This is a genomic window from Leptolyngbya sp. O-77 (genome assembly GCF_001548395.1).
Classification (GTDB): domain Bacteria; phylum Cyanobacteriota; class Cyanobacteriia; order Elainellales; family Elainellaceae; genus Thermoleptolyngbya.
Window position 1 is genome coordinate 508,650 of sequence record NZ_AP017367.1, and the last position, 20,568, is coordinate 529,217.

At 56.5% G+C, this 20,568-nt stretch carries 20 protein-coding genes; 10 read left to right on the forward strand and 10 right to left on the reverse strand.

Features of this window, described 5'->3' with window-relative positions; genetic code table 11:
- The first annotated feature begins 163 nt into the window (after nucleotides 1-163).
- On the forward strand, nucleotides 164-1,126 hold the full coding sequence (locus tag O77CONTIG1_RS02195) for a glycosyltransferase family 9 protein (RefSeq protein WP_068507708.1): 963 nt from the start codon (nucleotides 164-166) through the stop codon (nucleotides 1,124-1,126).
- Between the two features lie 100 nt (nucleotides 1,127-1,226).
- Here O77CONTIG1_RS02195 and rlmN read toward each other — a convergent pair whose 3' ends face one another.
- Nucleotides 1,227-2,564 (reverse strand): 23S rRNA (adenine(2503)-C(2))-methyltransferase RlmN, encoded by a 1,338-nt coding sequence (gene rlmN, locus O77CONTIG1_RS02200; RefSeq protein WP_317134187.1) that lies wholly within the window; start codon nucleotides 2,562-2,564, stop codon nucleotides 1,227-1,229.
- A 154-nt stretch (nucleotides 2,565-2,718) separates the two neighbouring features.
- Between rlmN and mnmA the strand changes: the two genes are divergently transcribed.
- The 3 genes from mnmA to O77CONTIG1_RS02215 are packed head-to-tail and all read left to right on the forward strand — an operon-like array spanning nucleotide 2,719 to nucleotide 4,536.
- Nucleotides 2,719-3,804, forward strand: a complete 1,086-nt coding sequence (gene mnmA / locus O77CONTIG1_RS02205) for a tRNA 2-thiouridine(34) synthase MnmA (protein WP_068507710.1) — start codon at nucleotides 2,719-2,721, stop codon at nucleotides 3,802-3,804.
- Nucleotides 3,805-3,853: 49 nt separating this feature from the next.
- Nucleotides 3,854-4,192, forward strand: a complete 339-nt coding sequence (locus tag O77CONTIG1_RS02210) for a DUF433 domain-containing protein (RefSeq protein WP_068507711.1) — start codon at nucleotides 3,854-3,856, stop codon at nucleotides 4,190-4,192.
- Entirely contained in the window at nucleotides 4,186-4,536 is a 351-nt protein-coding gene (locus O77CONTIG1_RS02215) for a DUF5615 family PIN-like protein (RefSeq protein ID WP_068507715.1), read from the forward strand. Before O77CONTIG1_RS02210 ends, O77CONTIG1_RS02215 begins: the two co-directional genes overlap by 7 nt.
- Before the next feature lie 55 nt (nucleotides 4,537-4,591).
- Here O77CONTIG1_RS02215 and O77CONTIG1_RS02220 read toward each other — a convergent pair whose 3' ends face one another.
- Entirely contained in the window at nucleotides 4,592-5,641 is a 1,050-nt protein-coding gene (locus O77CONTIG1_RS02220) for a dipeptide epimerase (protein WP_068507717.1), read from the reverse strand.
- Between the two features lie 34 nt (nucleotides 5,642-5,675).
- Nucleotides 5,676-5,906, reverse strand: a complete 231-nt coding sequence (locus O77CONTIG1_RS02225) for a hypothetical protein (protein WP_068507719.1) — start codon at nucleotides 5,904-5,906, stop codon at nucleotides 5,676-5,678.
- 248 nt (nucleotides 5,907-6,154) lie between these two features.
- Here O77CONTIG1_RS02225 and O77CONTIG1_RS02230 point away from each other — a divergent pair, with 248 nt between their 5' ends.
- Nucleotides 6,155-6,634, forward strand: coding sequence for a hypothetical protein (locus O77CONTIG1_RS02230; RefSeq protein WP_068507720.1), 480 nt, complete (start codon nucleotides 6,155-6,157; stop codon nucleotides 6,632-6,634).
- Between the two features lie 54 nt (nucleotides 6,635-6,688).
- On the opposite strand, the gene O77CONTIG1_RS02235 is transcribed toward O77CONTIG1_RS02230, so the two are convergent.
- Nucleotides 6,689-10,225, reverse strand: a complete 3,537-nt coding sequence (locus tag O77CONTIG1_RS02235) for a response regulator (protein WP_068507723.1) — start codon at nucleotides 10,223-10,225, stop codon at nucleotides 6,689-6,691.
- Between the two features lie 233 nt (nucleotides 10,226-10,458).
- On the opposite strand from O77CONTIG1_RS02235, the gene O77CONTIG1_RS02240 reads away from it, so the two are divergent.
- Nucleotides 10,459-11,115 carry a GNAT family N-acetyltransferase gene (locus tag O77CONTIG1_RS02240; protein ID WP_068507725.1) on the forward strand — a complete coding sequence of 219 codons (657 nt, stop codon included), beginning with the start codon at nucleotides 10,459-10,461 and terminating at the stop codon, nucleotides 11,113-11,115.
- Nucleotides 11,116-11,588: 473 nt separating this feature from the next.
- Nucleotides 11,589-12,230 (forward strand): hypothetical protein, encoded by a 642-nt coding sequence (locus tag O77CONTIG1_RS02245; protein WP_286132495.1) that lies wholly within the window; start codon nucleotides 11,589-11,591, stop codon nucleotides 12,228-12,230.
- A gap of 24 nt (nucleotides 12,231-12,254) precedes the next feature.
- Here the strand turns inward: O77CONTIG1_RS02245 and O77CONTIG1_RS02250 are convergent, their stop codons facing one another.
- Nucleotides 12,255-12,545, reverse strand: coding sequence for a DUF2470 domain-containing protein (locus tag O77CONTIG1_RS02250; protein ID WP_068507726.1), 291 nt, complete (start codon nucleotides 12,543-12,545; stop codon nucleotides 12,255-12,257).
- Between the two features lie 621 nt (nucleotides 12,546-13,166).
- Between O77CONTIG1_RS02250 and O77CONTIG1_RS02255 the strand changes: the two genes are divergently transcribed.
- From O77CONTIG1_RS02255 to O77CONTIG1_RS02265, 3 genes are all read left to right on the forward strand, one after another.
- Nucleotides 13,167-13,724: a CYTH domain-containing protein gene (locus tag O77CONTIG1_RS02255; RefSeq protein WP_317134188.1), complete on the forward strand. Its 558-nt coding sequence runs from the start codon at nucleotides 13,167-13,169 to the stop codon at nucleotides 13,722-13,724.
- A 137-nt stretch (nucleotides 13,725-13,861) separates the two neighbouring features.
- On the forward strand, nucleotides 13,862-14,758 hold the full coding sequence (locus tag O77CONTIG1_RS02260) for a M48 family metalloprotease (protein ID WP_068507728.1): 897 nt from the start codon (nucleotides 13,862-13,864) through the stop codon (nucleotides 14,756-14,758).
- Between the two features lie 95 nt (nucleotides 14,759-14,853).
- Nucleotides 14,854-15,267: a hypothetical protein gene (locus tag O77CONTIG1_RS02265; protein ID WP_068507729.1), complete on the forward strand. Its 414-nt coding sequence runs from the start codon at nucleotides 14,854-14,856 to the stop codon at nucleotides 15,265-15,267.
- Nucleotides 15,268-15,681: 414 nt separating this feature from the next.
- On the opposite strand, the gene O77CONTIG1_RS02270 is transcribed toward O77CONTIG1_RS02265, so the two are convergent.
- The 5 genes from O77CONTIG1_RS02270 to O77CONTIG1_RS02290 form a co-directional block, all read right to left on the reverse strand.
- A complete protein-coding gene (locus tag O77CONTIG1_RS02270; RefSeq protein ID WP_068507731.1) occupies nucleotides 15,682-15,939 on the reverse strand; it encodes a GlsB/YeaQ/YmgE family stress response membrane protein in 258 nt (85 codons plus the stop codon).
- Between the two features lie 293 nt (nucleotides 15,940-16,232).
- Nucleotides 16,233-16,904 carry a hypothetical protein gene (locus O77CONTIG1_RS02275; protein ID WP_068507733.1) on the reverse strand — a complete coding sequence of 224 codons (672 nt, stop codon included), beginning with the start codon at nucleotides 16,902-16,904 and terminating at the stop codon, nucleotides 16,233-16,235.
- A 176-nt stretch (nucleotides 16,905-17,080) separates the two neighbouring features.
- The gene (locus O77CONTIG1_RS02280) at nucleotides 17,081-17,428 is read right to left on the reverse strand and encodes a DUF4230 domain-containing protein (protein WP_068507736.1); all 348 of its coding nucleotides are present in this window, start codon (nucleotides 17,426-17,428) and stop codon (nucleotides 17,081-17,083) included.
- Complete coding sequence (locus tag O77CONTIG1_RS02285) at nucleotides 17,407-17,742, reverse strand: hypothetical protein (RefSeq protein WP_068507738.1); 336 nt, start codon at nucleotides 17,740-17,742, stop codon at nucleotides 17,407-17,409. Before O77CONTIG1_RS02285 ends, O77CONTIG1_RS02280 begins: the two co-directional genes overlap by 22 nt.
- 716 nt (nucleotides 17,743-18,458) lie before the next feature.
- Nucleotides 18,459-20,426, reverse strand: a complete 1,968-nt coding sequence (locus tag O77CONTIG1_RS02290) for a chloride channel protein (RefSeq protein ID WP_084782037.1) — start codon at nucleotides 20,424-20,426, stop codon at nucleotides 18,459-18,461.
- Nucleotides 20,427-20,568: the final 142 nt, after the last annotated feature.

Sequence of the window (20,568 nt, forward strand, 5' to 3'; positions counted from 1 at the left end):
GCAATCTGGAGGTGAAAGGTCTGTGGAATCCCGCTTTATTCTAGTAGACAGGGTGCTGGCTCAGGTTCATGAAAACTCCACTCGACTCCGCTGTTCTGGATACGATCGCCCCTGACCGTCTTGCTGTAAGCTTTTGGGGGAGATGTATGAGTAAACGAGTGGTATGAGAGTTGTGGCCCTTGTTCCGGGAGGGATTGGTGACCAAATCCTGTTCTTCCCCACCCTGGATGATCTAAAGCAAGCCTATCCCAATGCGGAGATTGATGTGGTGGTGGAACCCAGAGCCACAAGCGCCTACCGGGTCAGCAAGTCGGTCAGCGATGTGCTGTCGTTTGACTTTAAAGACAACAACAGCCCGGCGGATTGGGCAAACCTGCTGGGCGTATTGCGCGATCGCTACTACGACGTGGCGATTTCGCTGGGGCAGCGCTGGGGTGTGGGGCTGCTGCTGTGGCTAACGGGCACGCCCAAGCGCATCGGCTATCAGAGTGGTTCGAGCAGCCTGTTTCTCACCGATGCAGTGCCGCTTAACACCGACCAGTATGCGGCTGCGATGTATCACGACCTGCTGAAGGGGCTGGGCATCGACACGCCCTGTCCCGACCCGTCTATCAGCATTCCCAAAAAAGATCTGGACTGGGCCGAGGCCGAGCGGGCGCGGCTGGGGCTGGGCAGCAGCGGCTATGTGCTGATCCACGGCGGCTCTAGCCAGCTTGCCAAAACCAAGGGCATCGACAAGATTTATCCGGTTGAAAGCTGGCAGGCGATTATTCAAGACTTTCAAACCAAGCAGCCCGACCTGCCCATCGTGGTGGTGCAGGGTCCCGAAGACGAGGCGTTTGTGGCGACGCTGGCGCAAGCTGCCCCTGGCTTCAAAGTCACCTCGCCGCCCGACATCGGCAAACTCGCCGCCATGATTGCCGGAGCAAACCTGATGCTCTGCACCGACAGCGCCCCCATGCACCTGGCCGTGGCGCTGAAGGTCTTCACCCTGGCTCTGTTCGGCCCCACCGATCCAGAAAAGCTTCTGCCCAAGCGCGATCGCTTTGCAGGCATCAAGTCTCCCACAGGCAAGATGGCAGATATTGATCCGAAGACGGTGCTGGCTAAGGTGTGGGGAGGTTGAGGGAAAAACGAAAAAACGAAGAACGAAAAACGAAAAACGAAGAACAAAACCTCTTCTCTTTTCGTTCTTCTTTCTTCCCTCTTCCTTCTTCCCTCTTCCCTCACCCCTTCCTCGCCCGCAACTGCCCACAGGCCGCATCTGCCTCTAGCCCGCGCGAATAGCGGACGCTGACGGCGATGTGATGCTCCTGGAGCGATCGCACGAATGCTTTAATCCGCCGCTCGTCGGGGCGCTGATAATCGACTTCGCTGATGGGGTTGTAGGGAATCAGGTTGACGTGGCTCTGGAAGCCGCGCAGATGGTGCGCCAGTTCTGCGGCGTGTTCGGGTTCGTCGTTGAGTCCCGCCAGCAGGATGTATTCAAACGTGACGCGCCGCCCAGTGTGCTGGACGTATTCGCGGCACTCGTCGAGCAATGCTTCCAGAGGATAATGCTTGGCGCTGGGGATGAGGGCTTCGCGGGTGGGCTGGTTGGAGGCGTGCAAGCTGACGGCCAGCGTCACCTGGAGCTTGTGCTGGGCCAGGCGGCGGATGTGGCCGGGAATGCCCACGGTGGAAATCGTCATCGTGCGCTGACCAATGCCCACGTCCGTATTGAGCGATCGCACGGCTGCCAGCACGTTGTCCGTATTCAGCAGCGGCTCGCCCATGCCCATAAACACGATATTGCTGACCCGCTGCCCAAAGTCTTCTTGCACCGTTAGCACCTGGTCGATAATTTCGTGCGCCGCCAGGTTTCGCAAAAAGCCGCCCTTGCCCGTGGCGCAAAAGTCGCAGGCCATCGGGCAGCCGACCTGGGAGGAGACGCAGACCGTGAGGCGGGTCAGGTCTGAGGAAGTGTAGGCATAGGTGGGCATTCCGACAGTTTCGATGATGTGGCCGTCGGCCAGGCGCAGCAAAAATTTCACCGTGCCGTCGGGGGCAGTGGCGCGATAGTGGATCTGCGATCGCCCGATGGGATAATCTGCCAGCGCCGCTCGCCACGCCTTGGGAAACACGGTCACGTCCGAGAGCGATCGCGCACCCTGTTGATAGAGCCATTGATAAAGCTGCTTGCCGCGATAGGCGGGCTGTCCCTGCTGTTGCACCCACGCGGTCAACTGGTCGAGCGACTGGCCCAGCAGCGGTGCCTGGAGCGAGTCGGCCGCTGTTTCCGCTAGGAATTCGGCAGATTCAGCGGATTCAGCGGATTCGGCAGCTTCAGCCGATGACAGATCGGCGGGCAGCGTGGAAGAGTCGGAGTGGATGGATGGCATCAGGGCGGCAGAGGGCAGAAAGTTGGCACGCTTTCCATTATCGCTTGCATTATCGCTTGCGATTTGAAGGACGGGGCGATCGCCCCCACCATACGCCCCCACCATACGCCCCCACCATACGCCCCCACCATACGCTCCCACCATACGTCCCCACCATACGTCCCCAAGATATGCCTCCACCATGCGCCCCCAGCACGCGCCTCACCCCAAACCTGCCACCCAGCGTTTTGGACTAGAATTTAAAAGCTCTTAGCCTAAAAGCTCTTAGACGCTTAGAAAAGCAATTGAGCAAGCTGTCAAGCCCAGAACTTGTACTTCCCCTCACCCGCAAATCAAAATGACCAAAATTGTTGTCGGCCTCTCCGGCGGCGTAGACAGTTCCACCGCTGCTGCCATCTTGCACCACCAGGGCTATGAGGTGGTGGGCGTGACGCTGTGGCTGATGAAGGGCAAGGGGCAGTGCTGCTCGGAGGGCATGGTGGACGCGGCGCGGCTGTGCGAGGAACTGGAAATCCCGCATCACATTGTCGATAGCCGCGATCTGTTTCAGGAAAATATTGTGGACTATCTGGTGGAGGGCTATGGCGCGGGCATTACGCCGCTGCCCTGTTCGCAGTGCAACCGGGCGGTGAAGTTTGGCCCGATGCTGCGCTATGCAAAAGAGGAGCTGGGCATCGATGCGATCGCCACGGGTCACTATGCCCGCATCAGCCACAACCCCGAAACCGGGCGCTACGAGCTGCGCCGCGCCGTAGACCTGAGCAAAGATCAGTCCTACTTCCTCTACGACCTGCCGCAAGACGTGTTGGCCCACGTCCATTTTCCCCTCGGCGACCAGACCAAGACCGAAACGCGCCGGGTGGCCGCTGAGTTTAATCTGCACACCGCCGAAAAGCCCGAAAGCCAGGACTTGTGCCTGATCGAGGCGCACGGCTCCATGCGTGATTTTTTGGATAAATATCTAGCTCCCAAGCAGGGCGATATTGTCGATCAGTCGGGGCGCGTGCTGGGGCAACACGACGGCATCCACCATTACACCATCGGTCAGCGCCGGGGGATCGGGGTTGCGGCGGCGGAACCGCTGTATGTCGTGGGCATCGACGTGGGGCGCAATCAGGTGATTGTGGGCGATCGCGCTAGTGTTCATCAGGCAGAATGCACCGTGCAGCGGGTGAACTGGGTGTCGATTGCCGCGCCCAGCGGCCCGATTCGCGCCTTTGTGCAGCCCCGCTATCGCGCCACGCCCGTCCTTGCGACGCTGGTTCCACTCAACGACGACGCGACTCGCCTGAAGATTACCTTCGATGAGCCACAGTTTGGCATTACCCCAGGGCAAGCCGCCGTGTGGTATGACGGCGATGGGCAAGACTCTGCGAAGGGCGATCGCGTCTTGGGTGGCGGCATCATCGAAGTGCAGCCCTAAGTGCAAGCTTTTATCTGCAAGCTTTTATCAAAGTTTGGGAGAACTGTGAATGACGCTGAAGATTGCCACTAGCCCAATCCCATTAACACTGGATGCAAACGGAGTTGTCAGAGTCGGCGGCACTCGTGTAACCCTGGATACCGTTGTGGCAGTTTTTCAGCAGGGAAGTACGGCTGAAGAAATTGTTTATCGGTATCCATCCCTCAAGTTGGCAGATGTGTATGCCACGATTGCCTTCTACCTCAACAATACAGAGGCAGTCGAGCGTTACTTGCAACAGCGACAGCAGCAGGCTCAACTGATCCGACAGACAAATCAATCCCGGTTTGATCCTCAAGGCTTGCGAGATAGACTCCTTGCCCGTAGAGCAGAGCAATTTCCATGTTGAAGTTGCTTGCAGATGAAAACTTTGACAACACGATTGTCAGAGGACTGATTCGCAAAAACCCTAAAGTTGACATCGTACGTGTACAGGACTGCAATTTATCTGGCAAAGATGATCCAACCGTTTTGGCATGGGCCGCTCAGCAAGAGCGCATCTTGCTGACCCACGATGTTTCAACTATCACGCGCTACGCCTACGAGCGAGTAAGAGATGGACAGCCCATGCCAGGAGTGCTTGAAATCAGCGTCTTTGCACCGATCGGTCCAGTGATTGACGATATTCTGCTGATTGTGGAATGCGGTTTGCAAGAGGACTTGGAAGGACAGATTCACTACCTTCCTTTTTAGAGACTTCCTCTTTAGAGAAACAGAGACAGGCTCAAGACAGCAGAAATTGCAACTGTTAGTTCTGGCTGCGAACCACGCCCAGTCCAGGGCGATCGCCCGGAATCAGCCGCCCGTCTTGCATTTCCGCACCGCGAAATGGGTCGTCTAGCAAGTTTAGGTGGCTATCCAGATCGACGTGGGTGGCAAAGGGCGTGAGGTGGGCGGCGGCGGTGTTGGCCAGCGTGCTGTCGGAATAGCAGCCAAACATCAGTTGCAATCCGTAAGCCTGGGCCGTGTGAACCATTGCTAGCGCCTCGCTCAGCCCGCCGGACTTCATCAGCTTGATGTTGATGCCGTGGATGCGATCGCCCAGTTTGGGAATATCGGCGCGGTCAAAACAGCTTTCGTCGGCAAACAGCGGCAGCGGCGACTCGCGGTAGAGCTTTGGCAAATCGGCTTCCTGACCGGGTGCAAGCGGTTGCTCTAGATACGTAACGTCGCGCTCTGCCAGCCAATGGCTCATGGCGATCGCCCCTGGCAAATCCCAGCCGCCATTGGCATCCACACTCACCTTTGCGCCCGCTGGTACATCTTGCAGCACCGCTGAGAACATAGCGCGATCGGCCTCCAGCCCTGCCGGACTGCCCAGCTTGATTTTCACGGCGTGAACCTGGGTCAGCTCCAGCCAGCCCCGGAGCCGCTGCTGGGCGGCCTCTGGTGTGTTAATGCCGATGGTGACGGAGGTCGGCACGATGCGATCGCGCTCCAGCCCCCACAGTTTCCACAGGGGCAGCCCCGCCTTTTTGCCCAGCCAGTCGTGCAGCGCCAGATCGAGTGCAGTCCGGGCAGCCGAGGGCAGTTGCAGTTCCCTCAGACGAGCGGCGATCGCCTGCTGGTCGTAGGGCGTATAGTCTGCCAGGTGCGGTGCAGCAGCTTCTAGCGCAGCGGCGATCGCGTCGGTGGTTTGGGGCGATCGCCCAGCCGCAAAGGGCGACGCTTCGCCCCAGCCTTCGATTCCGTCATGCTCTAGTCGGAGCCACAGGTTTGTGCTTTCGGCCGTGGTTCCCCGGCTGATGGTCAGCGGCACTCGCTTGTGGACTGTAAACGGCTGAACCCGGATCTGCATGAAGAATTCTGAGTAATCTGTCTCAAAAATTGCGTCAGGATTGGGTCGAGCCGACTTCCTCCTCTGCCCTTTCTAGCATATTGTTTTGAAGCTGCTGCTCATGCAACCGCTGCTCGGTCAAGGCTTCTCGCGCTTGTTCAGCAATGCAAGACTCGCCAGCCGCAGCCAGTTCTTCTTCAGCACGCTCCAGCATGTTGTCTTGCAGGTTTTCGGCGTGCTGGCGCTGTTGTGCGAGACGTTCGCGGGCCTGATGGTCAATGCTCATGGGAAAATCCTCCAGGTGTACTCTAACCAGATGTACTCTGAGATGTAGCGGAGGTGTAGCGTTCGAGTCCAAACACGGAAATGAGTTCAGCCGCCTACTTTCCTTGTACTTTGATTTAGGGGCTGAAACCTCAAAACGTAACTAAAGTTACGACTGTGGCGATCGCCCGCGTTGAGACACCGAACATCCTGCCATCTCTTTCGCCCTCACGTCAGCCCGTTCACAGCCTCTCCAGTTAATCTCCAGTAATGAGCAGCTTTCCTCCTCCCCCCTCCCAGACCCGTCTCGAAATTTTGCAGCGCTTCCGGGTTTCCTACCTGTGGTGGACCCTGCTCTTTGCGGCACTGGCGATCGCCGCCGTTGCCTGGCGCTGGAGCCGGGGCACAGACTTTGCCAATGGGGCGCCCTTTCGCCAATCGGTGCCCATTCTTCTGGCGGCCGCCGGTCTGGTCAACGGCATCTCGTTCTATTTCCAGAATCGCTATGTGCGCCACTTGCTAAAACAGCCAGAGATTGCCCAAAGGTTTCAGGTTGGCCGCTTCGCGCTGCGGTTTTACGCGATTAATCTAGCAGTTGCGCTGGCACTGTCGATTCTTGGGTTTTACCCGCTGCTGCTGCTGCTGTTCTTTTACTGGATCTACCCGATGATGGTCTGGCTGATTCCCTATCACCTGATCACAGGCGCAATTTTGGGACGAGAACTCCGGCAAGGTCTGGGGCGATTTTAGATTTTGGATTGGCGATTTTGGATTGGCGATTTTGGCTGGCCAGCTTGGATTGTCTTATCCTTCTGCCTTGGCGATCGCCTCGTCTAGGTGATCGATACGAATGGCGAAGGTCAGCACAGTCTCGTCTACGCCCTTGAGTTCTAGCGGGCTGAACTTGGTAATCGTGTGCTGATCCAGGTAATCAGCCACGGCGGCAGACACCAGAATCGTGTCGGGTTCGGCGGCTTCCTGGATGCGGGCGGCAATGTTGACGCTGGGGCCAATGGCGGTGTAGTCGGTGCGTTCGGAACCACCAAACATCCCGACGACGGCCGTACCCTGGTGGATGCCACAGCGAAACTGGACGCGGCTGATGCCCTGGGCTTGCCAGCGCTCGTTGAGCTTGTCGAGGGTGCGATACATCTGCTGGGCAGCGGCGATCGCCCGTTTGACCTGCTCGTTGGGGCTGATTTCTTCGGGCGCACCAAAGATGGCCAAAATTGCGTCGCCCATGAATTTATCGACCGTGCCGCCATGCTCAAAAATGGCGTGGGTCATTTCGGTGAGGTACTCGTTCAGCAGTTCGGCCACCCGGCGCGATCGCAGCGTGTTGGACAACTGCGTAAAGCCGATAATGTCGCTAAACAGGACAGTAATCATGCGCGGCTCTGGCCGCAGATCTAGCGCCAGGTTGCCCCGCGCTGCCTTTTCCACCAGCGATGGCGGCAAAAATCGCTTCAGCACCGATTCCGTCAGGTAAGTGTTTAGCTCCGCTACGCGCCGCTCGCTTTCTTTCAGGGCCAGCAGGTTTCGCACTTCGGCCACGAGTTCTCGTGCATTAAACGGCTTGGAAAGATAGCCGTCGGCTCCTTTTTCAGTCCCCTCAATGCGGGTTTCTTCGTCTGCCTTAGCCGTTACCAGCACAATGGGCGTGCCCCTCAGGTCGTCGTCCTGGCGCACCATTTGAATCAATTCCAGCCCTGACACCAGCGGCATCATCAGGTCAGTCAGGATGAGCTGCGGACGATGCACCTGCGCTGTCATAAAGCCTTCGGCTCCATTGCGGGCAGTGATCACCTGGTAGCCGGCCTGCTGCAAGACGCTAGACACATAGCCGCGCATGTCGGCGTTGTCGTCTACCACCAAGACCGTGCTTTGTGAAGTGGACGCAGTTTGGGCGAGGGGCAGCGACTCCAAGGCCGGTGCGCCCGTAATCTGGGTCGGGGGAGCGCTGGGGGAAGGGGCGATCGCCACGGGCAACGGCTCCACTCCCTGAGCAAGGGCTGGATCTCCCTCAATATCCGCCAGTTCCACCGTAGAGCGGCTCTGCTCCAACTCGGTCGGAATCTCAATTACCTGCTCAGATGGCAGATGCGTCAGCCCGGTTTGCAGCCAGACGATAAAAGACGTACCCTCGCCATAGACCGATTCCACCGTCACCTGGCCGCCGTGCATTTCCACCAGTTCCTTCACTAGCGCCAGCCCCAGACCGCTGCCCTCATAGCTGCGGCTGGCAGAACCGTCGGCCTGGCGGAACCGCTCAAACAGATGAGGAATCTGGTCAGCCCGGATGCCGATGCCCGTGTCCTGCACGCGGATCTGGCAGTGATCCCCCGCTGGAGCCACGGTGACAGTGATGGTGCCGCCCGATGGGGTGAACTTCATCGCGTTTGACAGCAGGTTATACAGCACCTTGTCGAACTTTTCGACATCCAGATATACCGGGGGACACGGCTCCAGATGGGTAATCAGATGAATCTGCTTTTTCTCGCAGTAGGGGCGGAAGCTGTCGATGATCTGGCTGGCAAAGTCGCGCAGGTCGCAGGGTCGGAAGCTGGGCTGCATCCGGCCAGCATCCAGCCGCTGGAGGTCGAGCAGTTGATTCACCAGTCGCAGCAGGCGACGCGAGTTTCGCAGGGCGATTTGCGACTGCTCGAAGCTGAGGCCCTGCTGCTGAGACACAGCCGACTCTAGCGGGCCGATGGTGAGGGTCAGCGGGGTGCGAAATTCGTGGGATACGTTCTGGAAAAACTCGGTCTTTTGGCGATCAAGTTCCAAAAGCTGTTCTGCTTGCTGGCGCGTTTTTTGATAGAGGCGCGACTGCTGTACAGCAATCGCCGCTTGGACGGCCACGGCCTGGGCTAGCTCGATCTCGTCTGCCGACCACTGGCGCGGCTGGTGCATCTGGCGCAGCGAAATGCTGCCGATAATCTGGCCATCACTGAGCAGTGGCACCACCAGCAGGGCACGGGCGGGCGATCGCAGCGGCAGATCGGGCACGTTTAGCTCTGGGTGCTGGCTGAGGTCGTTGATTACCACCGGAGCCTGGGTAGACAGCAGCCGTTGCAGCACGGGATTACCCGAGATAGGCACCAGGGACAGCGGCAACTGGTGACGTGAACTGGGATCACTCCGTCCCCATTCATCCAGCGGTAACCCGGAGGACACCTCTTTGCCGTCGTGGGTCAGCTCGTGCAAGCCAACGCACTGTACAAACTCGTTGCCCTCTGTCCACAGCGACAGGGCGCAGCCATCGGCATGAATTGCCTGCCCCAGCTTTTGAGTAATGGCAGAGAAAATATCCTGGGGATCGAGGCTAGAGCGGATCGCGGTGGTGATGGTGTTCACCAAAGCTTCTCGACGAGCGAGCGATCGCACCTGTTCATAAGCCTTGGCCTGAGACAGCGCCAGCCCCGCCTGGTCTGCCACCATGATCACCAGTTGCACCTCATCGTCTTGCCAGGTGCGCGGCGTTTCGCACTGGTGCAGCGCCAACACTGCCATTAGCTCCTGCTGACAGATCAGCGGCACGACCAGGCTGGAGGCAATGTTAGCGGCGCGATAGGCCTGCTGGCCTGCTTCGGTGGGGCAGGTGGCGACCAGCTCCGCTTCGGCACGAGCATCGTAAATCACCTGCACGTCTCGCGTTTCCCAGACCGTGTGGGCAAGGCTGCTGACGTTATCCAGGCGATGGGCGAGGTCGGTGTGTTCTTCGGCTTCGGTGACGCGGCGAGAGCGATAGACAAACACCTCATTGCCCAGGCGATTGTCGTGAACTGGGCGCAGCAGGCAACAGTCCACTTCAAACATGTGGCCGACGGTTTCCACGATGGTTTGCAGGATTTGCCGATAGTTCAGCGCGCCGCGAATTGTGTTGGTGACGGCGTTGAGCAGAGATTCCTGGCGGAGCGATCGCTGCAACTCTTGAGTACGAGTTTTTAGCACGTTGTGCGTGTCCACAGCTTGCCGCACCACGCCCTTCAGCTCCTCGTCGTCCCACGGCTTAGTGACATACTTAAAGACTTTGCCAGAGTTAATCGCGTCTACTAGATCTTCAACATCTGTATAGCCCGTGAGAATGATCCGAATAATGTCGGGATATTGAGTTGCCGTCAGGCTGAGAAACTCCGTCCCGCTCATGGACGGCATCCGCTGATCAGAGATAATTACTGCCACGTCGCCTTCGCTGGCCAGAATGTTAAGCGCTTCTGGCCCGCTCTCTGCTCGCAGCACCTTGTACTCGCGATGAAAGGTGCGATAAAGCAGGTCTAAGTTATCGGGTTCGTCATCGACGACCAGAATCTTGGGCTTTTTGGGATCTATTGCCGCCATGCATCGTACTCCTGCTGGGAGTCCATCGCTGTCAAGTGACGGCTAGAAATGATGTGCCGCATAGAATTCAATGTGCTGCCAAACTGTGAACACCAGATGCACCACGGACTTACCTGACTCTTAGCGTTCCCAATCTAGCAATAGATGTAACTGTAAATGCCAGACTCACAATAGTGGGGGAATACTGAGAAAGGGGAGGACTTATGCGACTCGTTTTAGAATGAGGAGATGCAGTGATTGCGGGCGTGGCCGTGGGTCGAGATGTGTTTTTATCGGCGTTTCTGGCTGGGTTGATGGGTAATCCTCGCGGGATGCCCCAAGTAGATGAACCTGGAACGATCTTAATCCGGACTGCGCGATCGCGCGACCTGCCAGAGCTGTCCGATGTGCTGGCGAGCAGTTTTCACAATCCAGACGGGCTGCTGGCCTGGGCTTATCCGCTGTTTCGAGCAGGCATTTTAGACGACTTGCGCGGTCGGCTGCATCGCAAAATGCCGCATTACACTTGCCTGGTTGCGGTTGAACAGCACGGCAGCGACGACACCCTGACTGAGCGTGTTGTAGGAACCCTAGAGATGAATTTACATCGTCCTGCATTTTGGAATGTAGCAGGTGATCGCTATCTTTACATTTCCAATCTGGCGGTGCGGTCGAGCTGTCGCCGTCGAGGTATTGCGCTGCAACTGCTGCAAGCGTGCGATCGCATTGCGGCAGAGTGGGGCTTTTCAGAAATCTATCTGCACACGCTGGAAAACAACACAGCGGCGCGGCTGCTGTATGAAAAAGCGGGCTACCGCGTCAACAAATCTGAGTGGAATCCGTTCACTTGGGCAATGGGGCGACCCCAGCAGTTGTTCTTGCAAAAACGTCTGTCCCCGCCACAGGGATAGGTCACAGCTACAGAGATAGCACTTACAGAGATAGCACTTATAGAATGCATTGAGCAAATGCATCGTATCAGTTCTACCATCGGTTCTACATTCAGTTCTATGCCAGTGGAGAGGTGCCGATCGCAACGGTGGAACAATCTGCACTTCTTGACATCTTTAAAGTTTATCGGCTGATCTGCGATCGCCCGGCCAATCCGGCGCGATTAAGGATATGAGGACTTTTCAGGGGAGTTGGCTGGACAGCGCTAACGCAACTTTACGGCAGGTTTAAATTGTCGCATCCAACTTTTACGGGGGCTTTATAAAGCTACTGCGGGTTCCAGTGCGTTCTGGATTTGCTGCCCTTAGAATTAAGGCTAGAAGTGGACTGCTGTCTGTCCTCCGAGCTTTGTGGGAATATGCTAGATACCGCTAAAGGGAACCGTCAAGATTCTGCTGTTAATGATCGTGATTTGCCCCGTTCATCGACTCGTTTGGCGACTCAGCAGAATGGACGACCAGACGCAGGGATTTCCCAGACCTTTGCGAAGGGCGATCGCACAAATCCCACAGGTTCAGACTATCCTTCTAAAGAGAGCCTCCAATCGTCCTCTGGCTCGGCCTCGGCTGAGCGCTCTCTTAGCGAATCTGCTGCGAACACCCCCGTGCAAATTATTGACTGCACAAATCCAGACGAGCTTTTGCGCTACATCCAAGAAGGGCGAGTGCTTGCGGTCAATAAGCGCAGGCGTAACGGACTCGTTCTCTACAAACAGTTCCACGCTGAGTTTGCTGGGCCTGGCGCAGCGGTCGGCGGCGTGTTTGATGCAGACTGCAAGAAGGTCATCCCGGTGGGCAATCTATCGCTGGTCGCTCCAGAAACCCACGAAGAACGTCAGGAAGCGTACCTAATTCGGCGGCAGTGGATTCGCCTGACGCAGCAGTTTACCGACACCTCCGAGGCGATTCAGCGGGCCAAAAAGATTTTGAACCAGTTTGAAACCTACTTCGACGCGCCCACCATTGCCCGCATTCCCGATGAGTGCTTTGCGCTGATGGTTGGCGTGATGCCTAGCACTGTTCGCTTGGCCCGCCGTCCGCTAGCAGGCAAGGTCAGCGTTAAGGTGAGGGGCTAGCAGGAGCAACACACCCCCAAGCCCTTATTCGCTTTGCGCCTGCGACCGCGCTTGGCGCACCATTGCAATCAGCGTTTGATGGGCATCTTCCGAGTCTTGCAGCGTATGGTCAAAGGTGACGCGCACAGGAGTCGCGGTTCCCGCTTGTTCCGCTTCTAGCATCATGCCTTCTGGGTCAATCGACACCATTTTGGCTGCTGTGGCCGCCTCTGCCCCGCCGTAGACCTTGGCGTAGAGCAACACCGCGTCGGCGTGGTCTTCGTTCATGTGCTTGCAAATGCGATCACTGATTGCGGGAGAAAGTACGTCGGCCATAAGGGGTTTGGGGGTTTAGAGACTGAAGTTGAGGGTAAAGGATTGAGAGAACGAAAAAAATGGCTTAGAGTCTCGCCTTAGCGGATATCAAGAGCGGATATCAAGACGCAGCTTAGGACGCAGACAGCCCGCCACTCAAAAAGAATACACCCAGCCGAAGTAAGCTGCTGGCAATAAATGCCAAAAGCAAAAACAGAATCACTACATTCACGACGTTGCGAACAGACTGCATAAGGTTTCAGACCCTCAGATAGAGCTAATAAAGCGTTTTTGAAGCTAGTGAGGCACACGGATGGTCAATAAGCCCTTGCCTCGTGAGGGCAGCATGTGCCTCACGAGGCAAGAAAATGCTGTAGAGCCAACAGACATTAGGCTGCATAAGTCAGGTTTTAGGGTGCGATCGCAGGACTTGAGTGGTTTTTCAGATCCATTTCACCCAACCTCTAGCGCTAGCCTTTTCTCTATAACCCTATCAAGTTTGCGTCCCCGTCGTAATCTGAATGACCTAAAGCCAATCTCTGGTTGTGATAGAACCTGTGCAGGCATTTCATGGGCTGCTTTCGAGTCCTGCGTTCTGAGTTCCAACATGACTACCCAGTAGTTTAGTAATCACCGCTACCTATGAAGTCGCTGAGAAGCCAAGCAGAACCCTGGATTGGCGATCCAAAAATCAGCAATCTAAAACCCAAAATCGATATGGCGCAGGAAATCGAGCGAAAATTTCTCGTGGTGGGCGATCGCTGGCGTGGGCTGGCGGAGGGAACGATCTATCGCCAGGGCTATCTGCTGTCGGGGGCAGGGCGGACGGTGCGGGTGCGGGTTGCAGGAACGCGGGGCTTTTTGACGATTAAGGGCGCAACGGCAGGACTGTCGCGCAGCGAGTTTGAGTATGAGATTCCTCTGGCGGATGCGGAGGAATTGTTGGATACCCTATGCGATCGCCCGCTGATCGAAAAAACCCGCTACAAAATTCCCTACGAAGGGCTAGTTTGGGAAGTGGACGAGTTTTGGGGCGACAACGACGGGCTAATTGTTGCCGAAGTGGAACTCTCTAGCCCCGACCAAACGGTGCAACTTCCCGACTGGATTGGCGAAGAAGTCTCCCACGATCCGCGCTATTTCAACGCGGCGCTGGTGAAGCATCCCTACCGCCAGTGGCACCCCGCTCCAGGATCGTGATCCTTTTTCTGCTAGATCTAACACTGCCCAATACGGAAAACCGCCCCAACTTTAACGGTTTTTTCCTCACGATCAGCGATCCCCGACTCGTACAATTTGGGTGCAAAATAGCGGGTGAGTTGCGATAGGAGCCGGATATGAACCAAGTAAAAACCCTGGCGCTGTTGAGCCTGTTGAGCGGGCTGCTGGTTGGCATTGGTTGGATGCTGGGTGGTTCCAGTGGGGCGCTGATTGGATTGGCGATCGCCGCCTTTACAAACCTGATGTCCTGGTATTCGTCGGATAAGATTGCGCTGGCTGCCTATCAGGCCCAGCCGATTACCGAAGCCGAAGCACCGGGGCTGTATGCAATGGTGCGGCGGCTGTGTGAGCGGGCAGACCTGCCGATGCCTCGGATCTTTGTCATTCCCTCGCCAGGAGCCAACGCCTTTGCCACTGGGCGCGACCCAGAACATGCGGCGATCGCCGTTACTCAGGGCATCGTGCAAATGCTGACTGAGCCAGAGCTAGAAGCCGTCATTGCCCACGAACTCAGCCATGTCCGCAACCGCGACACGCTGACCCAAGCTGTAGCGGCAACGGTTGCTGGGGCGATTTCCTGGCTGGCGCAGATGATGCAGTACAGCTTGATGTTTGGCGGCATGGGCAGTCGCGACGAGCGCGAGGGCGGCGGCAATCCCCTGGGGCTGCTGTTCACCGTTCTTCTAGCGCCGCTGGCCGCCAGCGTAATTCAGATGGCGATTTCCCGCACCCGCGAGTTTGAAGCCGACGCTGGCTCTGCCCGGATGACGGGCAATCCCCGTGCCTTGGTGAGCGCGCTGCAAAAGCTGGAGGCAAGCGCCCGACAAATACCGCTGCGGGCCAATCCTGCGTTTGAGCCGCTGCTGATTATGAACGCCATTCCTCAACAATTTCTCTCTAGCCTCTTTTCGACCCATCCAACCACCGAAGCCCGCATCGAAAATCTGCTGCGGGTCGAGCAGGAGCTTTTGGCAACTGGAGACTCGGCAACGCTGAAGTCGTCTGGATTCTAACGTTTTGCTGAGGCTGTTATTTCCTAAGGCTGTCATTTGAGCCTGCCGCAATCCGAACTCATCCACTATTTTTTAGGTTTTTAGGAGGCAATGCGATGACCTTTGATCCAAATTCACCGAACGGGTCTGACCAAGAGCCAATCGTCCTGGAAGCGCGACCCGCTACGGGCGACCACGGTTCTGCCCTGGAAGGGCTGGATGAAATTCAGCGAGAAACCAAGGCGCTGATTGATGCCATTACGCACCGCGCCCAACAGGAAGCCCATTCCGCAGGGGAGTTTACCCGCGAAACCTATCTCAAGGTGGTGCGCCGGGCCCGCGAGGCCGTTGAGCAAAACCAGCTTTTCAAGCCTGATGAATTGGAGCAATCGATCGACTTGATTCAAAAAGAAGCGGAGAAAAACTGGAATGCGCTGGTGAGCGAGGTCAATGAACTGGGCGATCGCCTCTCAGAAGCGGCCAAGGCCGCATGGGAAAAGCTGATGCAAGACCAAACCCCGAAGTCGTAAATCCTGTTCGCAGCCCTCAATGGTTACTTCATAGACTTCATAGAACTGATGAGACTGTCCGTCAGAAAGCTCTAGATAGACGAACGCTGAGGTTGCATGATCCCGATTCTAATCGGCACGCATTCAGCCTCTCTTCGTAAGTCGTGATCAACCAATCTGTGGGAACCTCAATTCATTGGAATCTCAATTCATTGAATGCTATTGAGTAGCATTCAATATTGCCCCAGTAGAATGTTGCCCCAGTAGAATGTTGCCCCAGTAGAATGTTGCCCCAGTAGAATGTTGCCCCAGTAGAATGTTGCCCCAGTATAGTCTTGAACAAGACAAAAGTAAGGCACAAGTAAAGTACAGGAGCCATCTCCAGGAGCCATATCAAATCAATTCTTCGAGGTTCCCATCGCGGTCTCAAGCGACCTAAGCAGCGCGAGTGAATGCGCCCCACAAGAAGATTAACAGCATTGCACCGATCACGGCCAAGATAATGCTGGTCAGATTTAGCCCTGTAACGGCTCCACCCAGCAGCACCGTGCCCAGCCATCCGCCCAGCATTGCGCCCAAGATGCCCAACAGCGTTGTTGCCAGGATGCCGCCACCCTGCCGTCCTGGATAAATTAGCTTCGCTAACGCACCTGCGATGAATCCCAACACCAGCCAAGTCAACAGATTTGCCATGCTCTTTCTCCCAAAATTAAAGAACCAGATGATCTCAAAAATGAATAACCAGGAATTAGTAACCAGGCTCCGCCGAGCAGCAGCGTTTAGCCAAACACAAAGCGAGTGCGCTTGCTAAACCTCTTAGAAAAACGCACTGCCCATTCTGCAAGCCAAACAGCTTTCTACGAGGCGATCGCCCTACATCCCTTGCTAGTTTTGCAAACTTGCTTGATATGTTGAATGTTAGGAGATCACATGTCAGCAAACTTCATTCCGCAGAGATATTAAGCTGCAATCGCCCATCGTTGAGCCTATCCCTCTAGGGAGACTTCTGGGGCGGCTTCTGAGGTGGCAAATTCGGTGGCACGGGCAAGGGGCGGACGAGCGGATAGGTAGATCAGCGGCCCCAGCAGGGGAATCAGCGCGATCGCCCAAAACCAGCGATCGCCCATGCCGCGTCGCGCCAGATCGTCGCGCAGCAGCACCGGAAACAGCGCCGACAGCGCCACAAAATCCAGACTCATGACGTGGATAAACTTGCTGGTTTGCCACTGCTGCACAAAATCAGTCCAGTCGCCCTGCGTAAAGCCGTAGAGCAAGAGGGCGATCGCCCCCAGCAGCAGCACGCGCCCCGTCCACACCGAATCCATCACCCGAATCAGCCAGGACGGTTTGCCGATAAAAGTGGGATTTGGCTTTCGCAGTGCCAGATAGGGCAACAGAGCAAACGCACCGACGGCAAAGCTACCCGCCGCGAAGGGAAACGCCCGCACCTTTTGCCCACGCCCGTCGGCATACAGCACTGCGCTGTAGACGAGCGGCCAGATGCCCATCAGGTTAAACAGCGCAATTACTAGCGGGTTAATTCCGTCCCACTTGCCCGATGCGAGATTTTGAATCAGGGTCAGCGTTTCGGGGCGATCGGGCGGTGCAAGGAAGGTTGCGTAGGCGATGAAGCCGAGCCAGAGGAGCCAGTAGAGCATTTTAGGGTGATGGGGTGATGGAATATTGAGGTGGTGGAGAGACTTCTGTTCTTGTGCCACAGGCGACAGGAAGAAAGCAAGCGGCGCAGGGGAGAAATAAACAAGCTGGAGAGAGCGATCGCCCTTTCCAGCCTGCCCGGTTTATTCACGAATTATTCACGAAGGCGATTACCACGTTAGGCAGCGCAGGTTCCAGGCTCCACTTCAACTGTCACCGTGTTGAACCCCGCTTTGGTCAAAATCGTCCTGATCTGCTCTTTGGCGCTGCTATTGGCAGCTTTGAACAGGTTGCCGCTGCACGCTTTTTCGCGGATGATGGCGAGTGCTTCGTGCTGCGCTTCTTCGTATAGCTCGGCGGTCGCCGCAGGGCCAAACAATGAGCGGTAGTCATCGATTTTGGAACTCCGCGCAATGTCGAGATTGATGTTCAAAATTCGAGGAGGGGGCAATTCTGCGGTGATGACCCGATTTTTGAAGTCGAGGTTCGACACCACCAATTCTTTCAGGTTAAACCCGGCTTGCACCCGTGCCCCACGCCTTCATAAATCAGGCTGGTTTTGCCAATGGGAATGCCCAACTTTTTGGCCACTTCCTCGACCTTGACTGTGGCATAGCCGTCCGTTGTGGCAGCCACAAACTCGCTAGCATTTTCGACCCCGCTAAAGATCAGGTTTCGCACGCTTTCAGTTGTCACGATTTGGGCTGGCCGAAACAGCGAAAACAGCAGCATTGCCAATACTGCAACGCCCACCAACCCTGCACCAATATAGACCTTAGCGCGATCGCCCAGTCGCTCTACTAAACCTTGAGTTGCTTTCAAAAAATCAGACGAATTCATGACTACTCCTTTGCATGCTGTCACTTCGGTTCTAATAACTAAACCAACTCAGAATCGCAACTCGTACTGAAACCTAGTTTCTCTATTCCTGCCTGGCTTTGACATCAGTAAAAATTACCAACCCCAGCTCCAGCGACTCTTCCGAGGATGGGAAAGCGCTGCTATTTCTTCAGTCCACAGGAGATATGCAACGAGAACTGCAACTACAGTGAGGATGATAAGCAAGCAAAGCTTAACGGACAGAATTGTACTAAGTGAAGCAACAAGACTTTGCCAAATAGACTGAACCAATTGCAGAATTGACGAGGGGTCTAAAATCAGAAGCAAATAATCAAAGGATTTTCCTTCAAGATAGCTGGCGATCTTTGAAAACATCCGCCCTAAGAATTCTTGGACTAGATTTCTCAGGGAACTGGGTCTCTTTGTTCTGCTCTGCCAGTCCTTCATTTTGACCTCTAGGTGAATGAGCTACATTTTTGACATCAACGCGATCAGTGTTTTTCACTGCGACCGATTCTACTTTTGCAGAACTCAGAACAATAGGAGGTTTTCAGAACAGCGATCAGAAGGGAAAACCGAACTTTTAGTAAATGAGTTTTGTATAAAAAATAACTAACAAGAAAAAATTGCGAGTTTACACGTAGGCAAAGTCGTGGTTTAGTACATTCGCGCTAAAGAAAAACTGAAATACTCAATAAATTCACCAGGATCATGCACTAGTCCGTAAGAGAACTCGCTTTTCCGTTTCGCTCTGCCAGGTCGGGAGCCGCTGCGTCTGAAGGTTCCTCGCTGTTGCCCAGGGCTTTGGTGATGCGGGCCAGGCGGGCAGCGGTGGTGATGCTCTCTTCGGTGAGCAGACCGATGACATGGGTGGGGTGGTCGCGCTCGACGATGGGGATCTGGTGCAGGCCGCGAGTGCCCATACGGGCGATCGCCTCTTTCACCGTTTCGTCGTGATAGGCAAACAGGACGTGGGTTGTGCAAAGGCTGCGGATGGGTCGGTGGAGCAGGTCGGGGTCTTCTTCAGACTTGAGAATCAGTCGATTCACATCGCGCAGGGTCAAGATGCCCACCAGTTCCTCGTCGCCGCTGAGATAGTCCAGATTGTTGAGGTGATCGACGTTATCCAGCCCTGCCAAATTGTCCATTACCAGAGCGCAGGTGGCCCGCTGGTCGATGAGGGTGCGGGCGGCCTGCGCCAGCGACAGATCGGCCGACAGCTTGAGGGCGATCGGCTGCAACGCATCGGCCACCCGCAGCGATGGGGGAACGGAAATTCCGGCGATTGTCTCCTCTAGGGCTTCTTGCTGTTCGCCGTCAGAGTCCATCAGCCGGGTGGGTTGCAGGGTTTCCACCAGCCAGATGCTCAGCCCTACCGCCGACATCAGCGGCAGAATGATTCGGTAATCTTGCGTCAGCTCAAACAGTAGCAGGATCGCCGTGAGCGGAGCGCGGACGCTGCCCGCCAGGACGGCCGCCATACCCACCATTGCATAGGCGGGCGGCGATGCCATGTAGGGATGCAGCACGGGCAGGGCGATCGCCAATATTTTGCCATACACCAGCCCCAGCGACGCACCCAGAAACAGCGCCGGCGCAAACACGCCGCCCACAAAGCCGCTGCCAAAGCTGATAGCCGTCATCACCAGCTTTAGCCCCAGCAGCGCAATCACCATCCGCAGCGGAAACTGCACGTCTTGCAAAATAGACTCGACCGTTTCGTAGCCCACGCCCAGGATTTGCGGAAACCACAGCGCCACCGCCCCGACCGCAATTCCCCCCAGCACCGGATGCAGCGGATGGGGAATTTTCGCCAGCCATTGAGTTCCCGGCAGTTGCCCTTGAAAGGCTTGTTGGGCGATCGCCATTGCCTGTCGATAAAAAATCGACACCAGGCTAGCCAGCGCCCCCAATCCTACATATAGCGGCAGTTCCAGCAAGCTCCGCACTTCATAAGCAGGCAGCGCAAAGGCCGGCTTTGCCCCCAGCCCGATCTGCGCGATCCACGCCGCCACCACCGCCGCCAGCAGCACCACACTCGCCGATGACGGGGCAAACAGGCTACCCAGCACCACTTCCAGCGCAAAGAACACCCCGGCAATCGGCGCATTAAACCCCGCCGCCAACCCCGCCGCCGCGCCCGCGCCCAGCAGCAACATTTGCCGCTCTTGCGATACCTTTAGCGCTTGCCCCAGCAGCAGGCTAAAATTTGCGCCAATTTCTACACTGGGCCCTTCTGGCCCTAGAGAAGCACCGCTGCCCAGCGATATCGCTGCCGCCACCATCTTGCTCACGGGCTTCAGCGGGACAAGCTCTTTGCCACCCTGCACCGTTTCCATCAGCGCCGACAGGCCCGGCCCAAAGCCCTGCACGCCCCAGCGCAGCCCACCCACCAATAGCCCGCCCAAAATCGGCAGCAGCGCCAGCGTCCAGTGTCCCCAAACGGACAGCACCCCCGCCACGCGACCCAGCATGAGCTGGTTGACCAGGTGAATCAAATAGCGGAACGTGACTACGCCCAGCCCTGCGCCCGTGCCAATCAGCAGCGCCAGCCCTAGCAGTCGGGAATCGGGGGTTGGCTGAAACCGGGTCAACACAGCGCTGAGGCGGCGGGGCTTGGCAGGAGCCGCGCCATCGGTTGCGCTTGGCAAAATCGGCCCCACAGTTTGAGGAGAAGCGGGCATGGCGGCGAGTTGGGGGCGAGAAACGGCAGACCTATCTCTATTCTGTGGGATTCTGAGCCAAAGGCGATCGCCCTCGACTCCCCAATTTGCCTAAATCCTCAGCGAAGCAGAACGAATAGATTTGCCCTAATTTGCTTCTGTC